A 12,902-nucleotide genomic window follows, 5' to 3' on the forward strand; every position below is an offset into this window, starting at 1 on the left:
GGCCCGCCCGCCCGGTTCCAGTTTGATCTAAGCCAATGTTCTCGAAGATCAGCCGGCGCTCACGTGCCAGCGCGGCGCATAGCCGCGCCTGAGCACGGCAAGAATCGACGGCGGCGTCAGCACGTCGACGTCGATACCGCGTGGGCGCGGCCGCGGCGCGCCGTAGCCCTCAGGGGTCCAGGGCAGCATCGTGACGCCCCGCAATGCGAAGGCTTCGCCGCCGACCGCGATCATGCCGCCGTCCGGTAGCCTGTCGATGGCGGCGCGGTGCAGCCGTTTCGCCTTGCCGTTCAGCCGTTCGCAATTCAACACGTCGTCCATCGCTCCCGCGCTTGCGCGCGCAGAGCTGTCGGCGAACAGCCGTGCGAAATCCTCCGCATCCCTGCGCCGGCACTCGAAGCACGGCCGGTGCCCGGCGGCGAAGGCGGTCACTTCGTCGAGGAAGAACAATTCCGTGTAGAACCGGCCCCAGACGTCGCGCTGGCGGTTCTTAAAATCGAGCACGCAACAGATCCACTGTCGCGACGCCCAGCGCCGCGTGGTCAGCGTCCGATCGTCGGTATGGAAGCGGCCGCCGCGATTGCCCATCAGCGTGCCGCGCGCCGGCGCGGCGAACAGATTTCCGAAAGGGTCGACGCGGTTCTGCAGCGGCATGATGGATCTGCTAGCGGTCGCGCGCCTCGCGCCCGTGGAAAACGCGCAAGATGACGATGCGGTCGTCCTCGATACGATATTGAAGAACATAGGCCGCATTCAGGACGCGCAGCACGATCTGACGGTAATGTTCATATCCGGCAATCGATGCCCAAGTCTCGGATTTTCGCCCAGCACGCGCGTCTTCTCGATGAGATCGTGGCCGACCACCTTGGCCATTGCCGGGAAACGGTCGTGAAGGACGCGCGCAAATCGATCGAGGTCCGCGATCGCGTCACGCGACCACTCGATCACTGCTCAGACCACGGCCGGAATTGGGGCGTGCCCCACGTCTGGAGCCAATGCTCGACCTCAGCCTGAGGCACGGTATTCGATCCGCCGGCGACGGCCGCCCAGCGGCGATCGAGCTCGGCCAGCGCCGCGTCATTGACCGCCAGCGGCACGAGTTCGGCGATCAGGTCCGATACACTAACGCCACGCTCGGCGGCCCGCGTTTTCAATTCCGCGGCCGTGGCGCTGTCTAGCTCGATGGATTCGGTCCGACTGCCCATACTGAAATTGTAGGTCTGGCGCCTGGGGGATTCAAGGCAGCGACCGCCAAAAACGACATCGCCCGCTTGCGCGGGCGATGAAAGCTTCGGATTGGCGCGCTCAGCCCTGCGGCTGCGGGGCGACGTCGCCGGTCGGCGGGGCATCGGGGCGCGGCCGCGGCTTGCCGGCCGGCGGCACCGCCGACGAACGCGGACCGGCCGGCTCGATCACCGACTCGCGCACCGGCGGCTTGCCGTTGAGCAGGTCCTTGATCTCGTCGCCGGAGAGCGTTTCGAACTCGAGCAGGCCCTTGGCCAGAACCTCGAGATCGCCGCGCCGCTCGGTGAGGATGCGCGTCGCCTCGGCGAGACCGGCTTCGACCAGCCGCCGCACTTCGGCGTCGATCTTGCGGCTCGTTTCTTCCGAGATGTTCTGCTGGCGCGACACCTGATAGCCGAGGAAGACCTCGTCCTGGTTCTCGCCATAGGCCACCGGCCCGAGCGCATCGGACAGCCCCCAGCGCGTGACCATCATGCGCGCCAGCTTGGTGCCCTGCTCAATGTCGGACGCCGCGCCGGACGTCACCTTGTCGCGGCCGAAGACAAGATCCTCGGCGACGCGGCCGGCCATGATGATGGCAAGGCGCGATTCCATCTGCTCGAGCGACATCGACAGCTTGTCGCGCTCGGGCAGCTGCATGACCATGCCGAGCGCACGGCCACGGGGAATGATGGTCGCCTTATGCACCGGATCGGTCGCCTTGACGGTGAGCGCGACCAGCGCGTGCCCGCCTTCGTGATAGGCGGTGAGGAGCTTCTCCTCGTCCGTCATCACCAAAGTGCGGCGCTCGGCGCCCATCATCACCTTGTCCTTGGCGTCCTCGAACTCGGACTGCGTCACCATACGCTTGTTGCGCCGCGCCGCCATCAGCGCCGCTTCGTTGACGAGGTTCATGAGATCGGCGCCGGAGAAGCCCGGCGTGCCGCGCGCGACGATCTTCAGGTTCACGTCGGGCGCCAGCGGCACCTTGCGCACGTGCACTTTAAGGATCTGCTCGCGGCCGACGACGTCCGGATTCGGCACCACGACCTGGCGGTCGAAGCGGCCGGGACGCAGCAGCGCCGGATCGAGCACGTCGGGGCGGTTGGTCGCGGCGATGAGGATGATGCCCTCGTTCGCCTCGAAGCCGTCCATCTCGACCAGCAACTGGTTGAGCGTCTGCTCGCGCTCGTCATTGCCGCCGCCGAGACCGGCGCCGCGATGACGGCCGACCGCGTCGATCTCGTCGATGAAGATGATGCACGGCGCGTTCTTCTTCGCCTGCTCGAACATGTCGCGTACGCGCGACGCGCCGACGCCGACGAACATCTCGACGAAGTCGGAGCCCGAGATGGTGAAGAACGGCACGTTGGCTTCGCCGGCCACCGCGCGCGCGATCAAAGTCTTGCCGGTGCCCGGAGGACCGACGAGCAGCACGCCGCGCGGAATACGGCCGCCGAGGCGCTGGAATTTGCCGGGGTCACGCAGGAATTCGACGATCTCCTGCAGGTCCTGCTTGGCCTCGTCGACGCCGGCGACATCTTCAAACGTCACGCGGCCATGCGATTCCGCCAGAAGCTTGGCGCGCGACTTGCCGAAGCCGAGCGCCTTGCCGCCCGCTCCCTGCATCTGCCGCGACAGGAAAATCCACACGCCGATGAGCGCGATGAACGGCAGCCACGACACGAGCAGCGACACGAACCACGGCACGTTGTCTGACGGCGGACGCGCGGTGATCGACACGCCCTTGGTATAGAGCTTCTGCACCAGGCCCGGATCGCTGGGCGAATAGGTCTGGAACGACGTGCCGTTGGCGAAGGTGCCGTGGATCTCCGGACCCTGGATGACGACGTCGCGCACGCGGCCCTGATCGACCTCGGTCAGGAGCTGCGAGAAGGAAATGTCTTGCGCGGTGGTGCGCTGGCCCGGGTTCTGGAAGAGCGTGAACAACGCCAACAGCAGCAGGACGATGATCACCCAGAGGGCGAAGTTGCGAAGATTGGCGTTCATCTAGGCGTCCTTACCCGCCGCGCGGACCGAGCCCGCGGCCGTAGCGTTTATGACGAATCTTTGTGGCGACGTCACGTCGCCTCAATGTAGGCACCCCTCCGGGGCGGGGAAAGGGGCGGATTCCACCTAATCTAGCGGCTTTTGGCCCCCGCCTGAGGCAGCTGCTCGGCGCGTGGTTAAGGTTCGCCTGCGCCGCGCCGGCGCCCGCTCCACCGTCACCGTCCGAGGGGTCAGCGACACCAGGGCACCGGCGAGGCTGCGGCGAAACCGCGCCTTCGGATCGGCCGCGGCCGCATTCAGTGCCGTGCAGAGAACCTCGAGCTTGCCGAGTTCGACCGGCCCCTCGTCACCGGCGGCGTCGATGGCGCGGCCGAGGACACGCTGGGCGATTTCACCCGGAAGCGCGAGAAATCCGGAGCGATCGAAGGCGAGAATGCCCCTTTCGCCAGGTTTTGCGGCCAGTTGGCAGAGGGCCGCCGCCGCCGCCGCCGCCAGCGCTGCCTCGGCGCGCGCCAGGCGCCGCGCCAGCAACGCCAACCGCGCCGCGTCCAGCCCCTCTGCCGCAAGAATAGGCATCAGTCCGCGCAGCCGGGCGCGGGTGAACCGTGGGTCGTGGTTGCTCGGGTCTTCGGCGAAGGGCACCTTTGCCGCCTTCAGCGTGGCGATCAGGCGGGCCTTGGGGATGTCGAGGAAGGGGCGGACCAGCCGCGGCGGTTCGCCGCGACCGCCTGCATCGCCCGGCAGGGCCGACACTCGCTGCATCCCCGCCAGCCCGGTGAGGCCGCTGCCGCGGCTCATGCGGATGAGCACGGTCTCCGCCTGGTCGTCGAGCGTATGCGCGGTGAGGATCGCCGGCGCGCCGGCCTTGCGTGCCGCCGCGGCCAGCAGCCGATAGCGCGCCACGCGCGCCGCACGCGGCAAGCCGGTCTTCGGCTTGGCGCCGGTCCAGCGCAACGTTCGATGTTGGATGCCGAGTTGCCGCGCCAGCTTCGCCACCGCCCGCGCCTCGGCGGCCGACTCCTTGCGCAGGCCGTGATCGACGGTGACCGCGATCAACGCCGGACCATTCTTGCGCGCCTTGCGCCAGCGCGCGGCAAGCACCATCAGCGCGGTCGAGTCCGGTCCGCCCGAAACCGCCAGCAGCAATGCCGGAAAAGATGCGAGGTCCTCAAAAAGCGAAGCCGCTTCCGCCGCCGAGACGATCGTCTCAGCAGTGGACACGCTTCTGTTCCTGCGCCACCGAGTGCTTCACGCTCGCGGCGGCGTGCGGATATTTGCGGCCGACCTCGGCGAGCGTGGCGCAGGCCGCCTCCTTCTTGTGGAGCGCCGCGAGCGACTGGCCGAGCCGCAACAGCGACTCCGGCGCCTTCGGGCTCGATTTGTACTTGGTCGAGACCGCGAGGAAGGCTTCCGCCGCGTCGCGATACTTCTGCTGCTGGAACAGCGACTCGCCGAGCCAGTACTGGGCCTGCGACACGAGCTTCTCGTTCGGATACTTGCCGACGAAGTCATGGAAGGCCTGCGCCGCCAGGCCGTAATCCTTGTGCAGCACGTAGCCGTAGGCGAGCTCGTACTCGTCCTTGGGGCTGTGCGATGGCGGCAGCGTCGCGAGCTGCTGCGCGCCGGTCGCGCTGGGATTGCTCCGCGGCGGCGGCGGCAGTTGCGACGACACGCCGCCGCCCATCGGCGGCACCGCACCAGGCTGCCCCTGATTGCCGCCCATCGACGACAGATCGAGCGGGGCGCCGGCCTCGCGGCCGCCCGGAGCGCCGATGCCCGGCGCCGCGCTCACCACGCGGCCGTCGGAAATGGTCTCGCTGCCGAGCGTGCGCGGCACGCCGGGCGCATTCGGATTGCTGTTGGGATTGAAGGCGTCGCCGCGGCGGTCGGGCGACGGCGCGGTGTTCATTGGCTGCTGCGGCGCCGGCGGCATCGCGTTCGGCGGCGCGCCAATCGGGGCTGCGTTGCGCGGCATGCCGGAGGGCGGCATCAGCGAGCCTGGCCCACCCTGCGTCGAGGGACCGGCGATACCGGCGCGCTGCTGCAATTCGCGCACCTGCGATTGCAGCTGCTGGTTCTGGTACTGCAGCTGCTCGATGTTGCCGGTGAGCTGCCGCATCGTGTTCTCGATGCGGTCGAGGCGCACGCCGATGTCGTTGCCGCCGCCCCCGCCGCTGCCGCCCGCGGGGGGCTGCGACTGGCTCTGGTCGTCGCCGCGATTGAAGATGTTGTCGAGGAAGCCCGGCCTGTCCTGCGCCAGCGCGGCGCCGGCGGTCAGCGGAAGCGTCAGCGCGACGAGCGCCGCGAAGCGGAGACGGTGAATAGAGCGCGTCATGTGACCTTGGATGTGCCGGTGATCAGCCGAATTCGAGCCCGAGACCGGTAGCATAGAACGGGCTGCGTCGAAATTGTGTCAGCGGCGAAAATCGCCGCTATTCGGCAGCGAGTTTGTGCTGCCGGCGGTGCTTGCGCGCCGCCAGACGCTCCTCGAACCGCTGAACCACCACGAAAAACGACGGCACCACCAGCACGGCCAGGCAGGTCGAGGCCAGCATGCCGGTGAACACGGTGATGCCGATCGAGGCGCGGGCATTGGCGCCGGCGCCCGTCGCCAGCACCAGGGGCGCCACGCCGAGGATGAAGGCGAAGGAGGTCATCAGGATCGGGCGGAAGCGGGCGCGCGCCGCCTCGACCGCCGCCTCGGCGATCTCCTTGCCTTCCTCGCGCAGTTCGCGCGCGAACTCGACGATGAGGATGGCGTTCTTCGCCGACAGCGCGATCAGGAGCACGATGCCGATCTGGGTGTAGAGATTGTTGTCGATGTGCAGCACGCGCAGCGTCGCCACCGGCCCGATCAGCGACAAAGGCACGGCGAGGATCACGGCCAGCGGCCGGTACCAGCTCTCGTATTGCCCGGCGAGCACGAGGTAGACGAGCAGCAGCGCCATGGCGAAGACCAGGTACATCTGGCTGCCGACCAGCTTCTCCTGGTACGACATCGCCGACCATTCGTAGCCGACGCGCGGCGGCAGCGTCTTGGCGGCGACGTCCTCCATCAATGTCATCGTTTCGCCGGTCGAGTGTCCGCGCGCGGGCATGCCAATGATCGTTGCCGACGGATAGAGATTGTACAGGCTGATCAGCGACGGCCCCGTCATCGGCGTGATGTCGATCAGAGTGCCGAGCGGGATCATGCTGCCGGCGTTGTTGCGCGCGGTGAGCTGCGACACCTCGTCGACGTTGAGGCGGAATTTTGCGTCGGCCTGCACGAAGACCTGGAAGACGCGGCCGAACTTGGTGAACTGGTTGACGTAGCTCGAGCCGAGATAGCCGGCGAGCGCGGAGAACACCTGGTCGACCGTGACGCCGAGCGCCTGCGCTTTCACGCGGTTGACCGCGACGGCGTATTCCGGCGTGTCGGACCGAAACGACGACAGCACCAGGCCGATCTCCGACTGCGAGCCGGCATTGCCGACCACCGCGCGCACGACATTGGCGAGCTTGGTGAAGTCGAGCGAGTTGTCGCGTAATTCGACCTGCATGGTGAAGCCGGCGGCGAAGCCGATGCCCTGGATCGGCGGCGGCGGCAGCACGCGCACCGTCCCCTCCTCGACCGAGCTCATCGCCTTGTTCAGGCTGGTGAGCATCGGCAGGAGGCCCTGCTTCTTGCCGCGCACGTCCCAGTCCTTGAGGATGATGTAGGCGACACCGGCGTTCGACAGCGAGGCGTTGTTGTCGAGCGGCGACACGCCGGCGATGGTGATGACCTTGTCGACGCCGGGCGTCTGCTTGGCGAGCGCGCCGACCTTGTCGAGCACGGCCTGCGTGCGCGGCAGCGAGGCGCCGTCCGGCAACTGCACGGTCGCCAGCATATAGCCCTGGTCCTCGATCGGGATGAAGCCGGTCGGCACGCGCCCGAATTCGAAGACCGTCAGCCCGATCACCGCCAGCGCGATGATGACCAGCAGCCCGGCGAAGCCGACCATGCGCCGCATCAGCGCCGTGTAGCCGCGCTCGAGCTTGAGATAGACGGCGTTGAAGCCGCGATAGAAGACGTTGCGCTTCTCCATCGGCACCGAGGGCCTGAGCCACAACGCGCACTGCGTCGGCTTCAGCGTCATGGCGTTGACGGCCGAGATGAGCGCGGTGGCGGCGATCACCAGCGCGAACTGCGCGTACATCTGTCCGGTAAGGCCGGGCAGGAACGCCGCCGGCAGGAACACCGCCAGCAGCACCAGCGTGATGCCGATGATCGGCCCGAACAACACGCGCATCGCCTCGATCGACGCCTTCGGCCCGCTCATGCCGCGGTCGATGTTGTGCGCGGCGCCTTCGACCACGATGATGGCGTCGTCGACGACGATGCCGATCGCCAGCACGATGGCGAACAGGGTCGCGAAATTGATGGTGAAGCCGAGCGCCGCCATGGCGGCGAAGGCGCCGACGATCGTCACCGGCACCGTCGTCGCCGGCACCAGCATCGCCCGCCAGTCCTGCAGGAAGACGAGGATGACGATCAGCACCAGCACCGCCGCCTCGATCAGGGTCTTGTAGACCTCGTCGATCGACGCCTTCACGAACACGGTGGTGTCGAACGGCACGTCGTAGGCGAGGCCCTGCGGGAACGCCTTCGACAATTGCGCCATGCGCGCGCGCACCTCCTGCGCCACGTCGAGCGCATTGGCGCCGGGCGCCTGGAAGATGGCGAGGCCGGCGGCCGGCTTGCCGTCGAGCGTGAACACTTGCCCGTAGGTCTGCGCGCCGAGCACGACATGGCCGACGTCGCGCAGGCGCGTGATCTCGCCCGCCGAGCCGGTCTTGACGATGACGTCGTCGAACTGCGCCGGGTCGTCGAGGCGGCCGGCGACGTTGAGCGTGTACTGGAAGGCGACGGTGTCCGGCCCCGGCGGCTGGCCGATCTGCCCGGCGGTCACCTGCGTGTTCTGCTGCGACAGCGCGTTGATGACGTCCTGCACGATCAGGCCGCGCGCCTTCATCTTCTCCGGATCGAGCCAGACGCGCATCGCGTACTGACCGGCGCCGAACACGCTGACGCTGCCGACGCCGGGCAGGCGCGACAGGTCGTCCTTGAGGCTGATGGTGGCGTAGTTGGCGAGATAGAGACTGTCGTAGCGCGAATTCGGCGAAGACAACGTCACGATCTGCAGGATCGACGTCGACTTCTTCTGCACGTTGACGCCTTGCGCCTGCACCGCCTGCGGCAGCGCCGAGAGCGCGGCGGAAACGCGGTTCTGCACCAGGATCTGCGCGGCATTGAGGTCCGTGCCGATCTTGAAGGTGACGGTGAGCGAATAGCTGCCGTCGGCGGCGGCGTAGGATTGCATGTAGATCATGCCTTCCACGCCGTTGACCTGCTGCTCGATCGGCAGCGCCACCGTGTCGATGATGGTCGTGGCGCTGGCGCCGGGATAGCGCGTCGTCACCTGCACGGTCGGCGGCACGACATTCGGGTATTGCGCGACCGGCAGCGCGAACACCGCCACCGCGCCGATCACGATGGTGAGGACGGCGATGACGTTGGCAAGGACCGGCCGCTCGATGAAGAATTTGGAGATCATCTCGTCACCGATCAGCCCTTGCGGGCCGGCGCAGCGGCGGCGGCCGCCGCCGCCGGCTCGACCTTCTGCCCGGGAATGGCGCGCAGAAGGCCGCTGACGATGACGCGGTCGTCCGCCGACACGCCCTTCTCGATCACCCGCAGCGTGCCCTCGCGCTGGCCGAGCTCGACCGGACGCTGCTGCACGACATTGTCCTTGTCGACGACCAACAGATAACGGCCGCTCTGGTCGCTGCCGAGCGCGCTTTCCGGCACCATCAGCGCCTCCTGCGGCGCGCCGAGCGGAATGCGCACGCGCACGAAGAAGCCGGGCAGGAGCACGAGCTTGGGATTGTCGAACACGGCGCGCACGGCGAGCGTGCCGGTGGTGGAATCGATGGTCGGCGAGCGGTAGTCGAGCCGGCCGGTGTGCGGATAGCCCTCCTCCGTCTGCAGCCCGATCTCGACCGGCACCTTGTTGAGATCCTGCTGCGTCAGCCCGCGTTCACGGATCTCGGCGCGGATCTTGAGCACGTCGCGCTCGTTGATGCTGAAGTTCACGTAGATCGGGTCGAGCTGCACGATGGTGGCCAGCACCGTCGGCTGCGAATTGCCGCCGACATATTCGCCGACCGACAGTTTGCGCGCGGTGACGACGCCGTCGAACGGCGCTTTCACGTTGGCATAGTCGACGTTGAGCTTGGCGAGCTGCGTGTTGATCTCGGCCTGGCGCAGATTGGCGACCGCGGTGTCGCGGCTGGCCGTGGCGTTGTCGAGCGTCGACTTCGAGGCGCTGCCTTTGGCGGTCAGCTCGGCCTGCCGGTCATATTCGGCCTGCGTCTGCTTGACGGTCGCCTGCGCGCTCGCCTGCGCCGCCTGCGACTGCTGCAGCTTGAGCTGATAGGTCTCCGGCTCGATGGTGAAGAGGACCGTGTCCTTCTTCACCGCCTGGCCGTCCTGGTACTTGATGGCCTCGAGGAAGCCGGGGACGCGCGCCACTAGGTTGGTGGTGTTGACCGCGGCGGTGTTGCCGGTGGCGTCGAGGTACCGCGTGACCGCCTTCTTCACCGGCGGCGCCACGGTCACCTTCGGCGGCGGCGGCGCGACATAGGCGTTCTTCTGATCGCAGCCGCCGAGCGCGACAAGCGCCAGCACCAGACCGCCCGCAAGAATCGGCCATGCCGCCCTGATCATGCCGTTATCCCCCCGTCCGCGGGGTGGATGTCAGAAATACGGCACCGCCCCGGTAAGGGCAGAAGCATCCGACTTTAGCGGGCGTTTGCAAGTGACAAAATTTGAGCGGAAACGACAACGGGCGGCGCCGAAGCGCCGCCCGTTCAAACGCGAAGCTGCCGGCGCGCTTTAGGAGCTGGCGCCGAGGACCGTCACCGCGCGGCGGTTCTGCGACCAGCAGGAGATGTCGTCGCACACCGCGACCGGCCGCTCCTTGCCGTAGGAGATGGTGTGGATGCGGGCCGCCGCGATGCCGCGCGACACCAAATAATCGCGCACCGTCTGCGCGCGGCGCGCGCCGAGGGCGAGGTTGTATTCACGCGTGCCGCGCTCGTCGGCGTGGCCTTCCACGGTGAACTGCGAGTACTGCGAATAGCGGTTGAGCCACTGCGCCTGCTTGTCGAGCGTGGCGCGCGCCTGCGGCGTCAGATCCGACTGGTCGGTCTCGAAGAACACGCGGTCGCCGACATTGACGACGAAGTCCTGCTGGCTGCCCGGCGTCGCGGCGCCGGCGGCATTGGCCTGCGCGTTCGGGTCGGGATTGTTGGCGCAGGCGGAGATCGCCAGAGCGACGGCGAAGACGGCGGCGAATTTCGCGCCGTGCAGCATTTTCCTGAAATCGATCATACCGGTTGGCTCCATTTACGCGCAGCGATGCACGCTTCACACGTACGGACATTCTCAAGACGCACCGCCACGTCGGGCATGGTGCGCGGCTGAAAATGTCTAGCAGCGCGTTCGTTAAGCGAACGTTCCATCAACCTTGATGGAACCTTGCCGAGGTCGTTTAAACAGATGCGACCCCCGTGAACCGTTTGTGATGGTTAAGAGACGGTGAATTTAAGGCAGCGGCGTGACAGGGCCGATCTTGTCCGCGCGGCGTGACGCGGCGGCAACGCTTTTTCGCAGCCGGGTTCCAATGACGCGATGTTGCGCGCGGGCGATTGCCAGCCGTCCGGCCACCGCTCGCGAGGGCTCGTCGACCGCCGGCACGAAGCCAAAGGGCAGGCTTCGCGCATCGAACGAGCGGATGAAGGCCTCGATCGCGGGCGGCGCAGCGCGACGCAGCGAGACGGCCCGCATATTGGCGATCGCCATGACGGCGGCGATATCCGCCTGGCCGAGACGCCAGATCAGGACCTTGTCGAGGATGACATGCGCCGCCGCCGCATCGGCGTCAGCGAAAGCCGGCAGGCCGAGGGCGAGCACGCAAGCCTCGTCGGTTTCGATCGCGTAGGGCGGCATATCGCGCAGCCGGGCCAGCAAGTGTCGAAGCTCGGTCGCGTGCACGGCGAAATGGGCCCTGCCCTCGCGCGCCAGCCCGGCCGTGAGCACGACCCGGGCCAGACGCATGTCGTTCCAGGCGCGCGCCGGCGCGATTGCCGTGAAGGGTTGCAAGGCGCGCGGCGTTCGCTGCGGCGGTCGTCCCAGAACCCTGCGCACGAGATGCCATTCCACCGCCGGGACGACGGTGGACGGATCGGCAAGCAGCGAAGCCGGCAATTCCGTTGCGGTCGCGGTCGCGAGCCGGCAATACGCCCGCACGAGCGTCGCGACGGGCCCGCGCGCCGGCAGGCCACGAGATTCGCGATTCGACCGGGCCCGCAACGCGCGAGCCGGTCTCGATGCGGGATGCGGCCGGCGCGACGCGGAGCGCGGTCGGGAGGCGGCCAGCGCTTCGGCGCACACCAACGTCGTGTGGTAGTCGGTGAGGAACGGCCAGTGGGCCTGCGCCACATTCTCCTCGCGCAAGGCATGCGCGACGTCCGCCGGAGCCGGCCACGACCCGTCGGGGCGCGAAACCGATGCGATCGCGGACAATTCGCCGGCCAGAGCCTCGACCGGTGTGCGAAGATAGCGCCGCGCCAGCACGAATTCGCCGCGCAGATCGAAGTTCGTGCGATTGTCCGGCCGCCAGGCGAGCGACGCCAGGATCGCGTCGAGTTCGGAGACGCCGGCGAGACCCGCCGGCCAGGCGCGCGCACCGAAGTCGGTGCAATAAAAGACGGTATGCGTGACCGCATAATCATCCGCCGTCGACAGCGAGGTCACATTGGCGCCGGCACGCAGGCATCCGCGCCGCGCGGCATCGTTCATCGCAGCGAACAGCGTTCGCCGGCCTGTCAGCTTCCAACAGACATGCAACAAGTCGACCGAGCGAAAGGGGATCCGCTCCATCGTTTGTGCGAGCGCCAGATCGGCCAGCAGGCGGACATCGGCCACGCCCCGCCGGTCCAGCAGGCCGCGACGAAAGCAGGCATACAACAGCGGCAGAAAAAGATTGGCATGCTGGATATTGTGACGCGCCATGCCCAGCAGCCGGCCGCCGTCGAGAACTTGCGCAAGACAGTCATCGACGGCCTGCACCAAGATCCGGTCGTACCGACGCAGTCGGGTCGCAACGAAAAAGGCGATCTCGCAGATCGCCTTCAGGCCGCGCAACGAGGTTCCGTCACGAAGCGCCGGCTGCAAGGCCGAGGAAAGGCCCGCCGCGAGCCACGCATCGGCCGCGGCGAGCCGCGCATCGACGTCGCTTCCAGCTCGCATCAGCGTTGACTGATGACGACCTCGCTTGCGACGTTCTTCGCCACCACCAGGACGTAGCGGTCCCACGCGGCGACATAGCCGGCGACCTGGTCGAGATCGCTCGAGAACCGCTTGACCACGTCCTCCAACGTCGCTTTGCGGTCGACGAGACCGCTCGCGAAGACGGCATCGACCACACGCTTGATGGCTTCCCCTTCCTTCTCGCTTGCCATGTTCCGCCCCTCTGTTGCGTGCCAGGTACTGGCACGTGCGAGAGGCTATCATCTCTATCTAGAGTTGTATATATCGATCGCGCAACCCGTCGCGAGCTTAGCCCGCCGAAACTCTGTGA

The 12,902-nt window shown here is 67.4% G+C and carries 11 protein-coding genes; all 11 read right to left on the reverse strand.

Annotation, left to right across the window (positions count from 1 at the left end):
* Positions 1 to 48 precede the first annotated feature (48 nt).
* Positions 49 to 654: a hypothetical protein gene (locus tag VGV41_RS06960; RefSeq protein ID WP_326863037.1), complete on the reverse strand. Its 606-nt coding sequence runs from the start codon at positions 652 to 654 to the stop codon at positions 49 to 51.
* Between the two features lie 10 nt (positions 655 to 664).
* On the reverse strand, positions 665 to 769 hold the full coding sequence (locus VGV41_RS23000; RefSeq protein ID WP_414705071.1) for a type II toxin-antitoxin system RelE/ParE family toxin: 105 nt from the start codon (positions 767 to 769) through the stop codon (positions 665 to 667).
* A gap of 175 nt (positions 770 to 944) precedes the next feature.
* Complete coding sequence (locus VGV41_RS06970) at positions 945 to 1,205, reverse strand: hypothetical protein (RefSeq protein ID WP_326863039.1); 261 nt, start codon at positions 1,203 to 1,205, stop codon at positions 945 to 947.
* A 100-nt stretch (positions 1,206 to 1,305) separates the two neighbouring features.
* Positions 1,306 to 3,234, reverse strand: coding sequence for an ATP-dependent zinc metalloprotease FtsH (ftsH, locus tag VGV41_RS06975; RefSeq protein WP_326863040.1), 1,929 nt, complete (start codon positions 3,232 to 3,234; stop codon positions 1,306 to 1,308).
* A gap of 126 nt (positions 3,235 to 3,360) precedes the next feature.
* On the reverse strand, positions 3,361 to 4,455 hold the full coding sequence (gene tilS, locus VGV41_RS06980) for a tRNA lysidine(34) synthetase TilS (RefSeq protein ID WP_326863041.1): 1,095 nt from the start codon (positions 4,453 to 4,455) through the stop codon (positions 3,361 to 3,363).
* Positions 4,442 to 5,569: a tol-pal system protein YbgF gene (gene ybgF / locus VGV41_RS06985; RefSeq protein WP_326863042.1), complete on the reverse strand. Its 1,128-nt coding sequence runs from the start codon at positions 5,567 to 5,569 to the stop codon at positions 4,442 to 4,444. Before ybgF ends, tilS begins: the two co-directional genes overlap by 14 nt.
* 97 nt (positions 5,570 to 5,666) lie before the next feature.
* Complete coding sequence (locus VGV41_RS06990) at positions 5,667 to 8,813, reverse strand: efflux RND transporter permease subunit (RefSeq protein WP_326863043.1); 3,147 nt, start codon at positions 8,811 to 8,813, stop codon at positions 5,667 to 5,669.
* A gap of 11 nt (positions 8,814 to 8,824) precedes the next feature.
* A complete protein-coding gene (locus VGV41_RS06995; protein ID WP_326863044.1) occupies positions 8,825 to 9,985 on the reverse strand; it encodes an efflux RND transporter periplasmic adaptor subunit in 1,161 nt (386 codons plus the stop codon).
* Between the two features lie 168 nt (positions 9,986 to 10,153).
* Positions 10,154 to 10,651, reverse strand: a complete 498-nt coding sequence (gene pal, locus VGV41_RS07000; protein ID WP_326863045.1) for a peptidoglycan-associated lipoprotein Pal — start codon at positions 10,649 to 10,651, stop codon at positions 10,154 to 10,156.
* Between the two features lie 213 nt (positions 10,652 to 10,864).
* Positions 10,865 to 12,571, reverse strand: coding sequence for a DUF6895 family protein (locus tag VGV41_RS07005; protein ID WP_326863046.1), 1,707 nt, complete (start codon positions 12,569 to 12,571; stop codon positions 10,865 to 10,867).
* Positions 12,571 to 12,783, reverse strand: coding sequence for a hypothetical protein (locus tag VGV41_RS07010; RefSeq protein WP_326863047.1), 213 nt, complete (start codon positions 12,781 to 12,783; stop codon positions 12,571 to 12,573). Before VGV41_RS07010 ends, VGV41_RS07005 begins: the two co-directional genes overlap by 1 nt.
* Between the last annotated feature and the right edge of the window lie 119 nt (positions 12,784 to 12,902).

This window comes from Pseudolabrys sp. (assembly GCF_035943735.1).
Taxonomy (GTDB): domain Bacteria; phylum Pseudomonadota; class Alphaproteobacteria; order Rhizobiales; family Xanthobacteraceae; genus Pseudolabrys.

Bases quoted from the DNA above. Each gene is read 5' to 3' on its own strand.
- VGV41_RS06960 (WP_326863037.1), bottom strand. From the start codon at position 654: ATGCCGCTGCAGAACCGCGTCGACCCTTTCGGAAATCTGTTCGCCGCG.
- VGV41_RS06970 (WP_326863039.1), bottom strand. From the start codon at position 1,205: ATGGGCAGTCGGACCGAATCCATCGAGCTAGACAGCGCCACGGCCGCG.
- ftsH (WP_326863040.1), bottom strand. From the start codon at position 3,234: ATGAACGCCAATCTTCGCAACTTCGCCCTCTGGGTGATCATCGTCCTG.
- ybgF (WP_326863042.1), bottom strand. From the start codon at position 5,569: ATGACGCGCTCTATTCACCGTCTCCGCTTCGCGGCGCTCGTCGCGCTG.
- VGV41_RS06990 (WP_326863043.1), bottom strand. From the start codon at position 8,813: ATGATCTCCAAATTCTTCATCGAGCGGCCGGTCCTTGCCAACGTCATC.
- VGV41_RS06995 (WP_326863044.1), bottom strand. From the start codon at position 9,985: ATGATCAGGGCGGCATGGCCGATTCTTGCGGGCGGTCTGGTGCTGGCG.
- pal (WP_326863045.1), bottom strand. From the start codon at position 10,651: ATGATCGATTTCAGGAAAATGCTGCACGGCGCGAAATTCGCCGCCGTC.
- VGV41_RS07005 (WP_326863046.1), bottom strand. From the start codon at position 12,571: ATGCGAGCTGGAAGCGACGTCGATGCGCGGCTCGCCGCGGCCGATGCG.
- VGV41_RS07010 (WP_326863047.1), bottom strand. From the start codon at position 12,783: ATGGCAAGCGAGAAGGAAGGGGAAGCCATCAAGCGTGTGGTCGATGCC.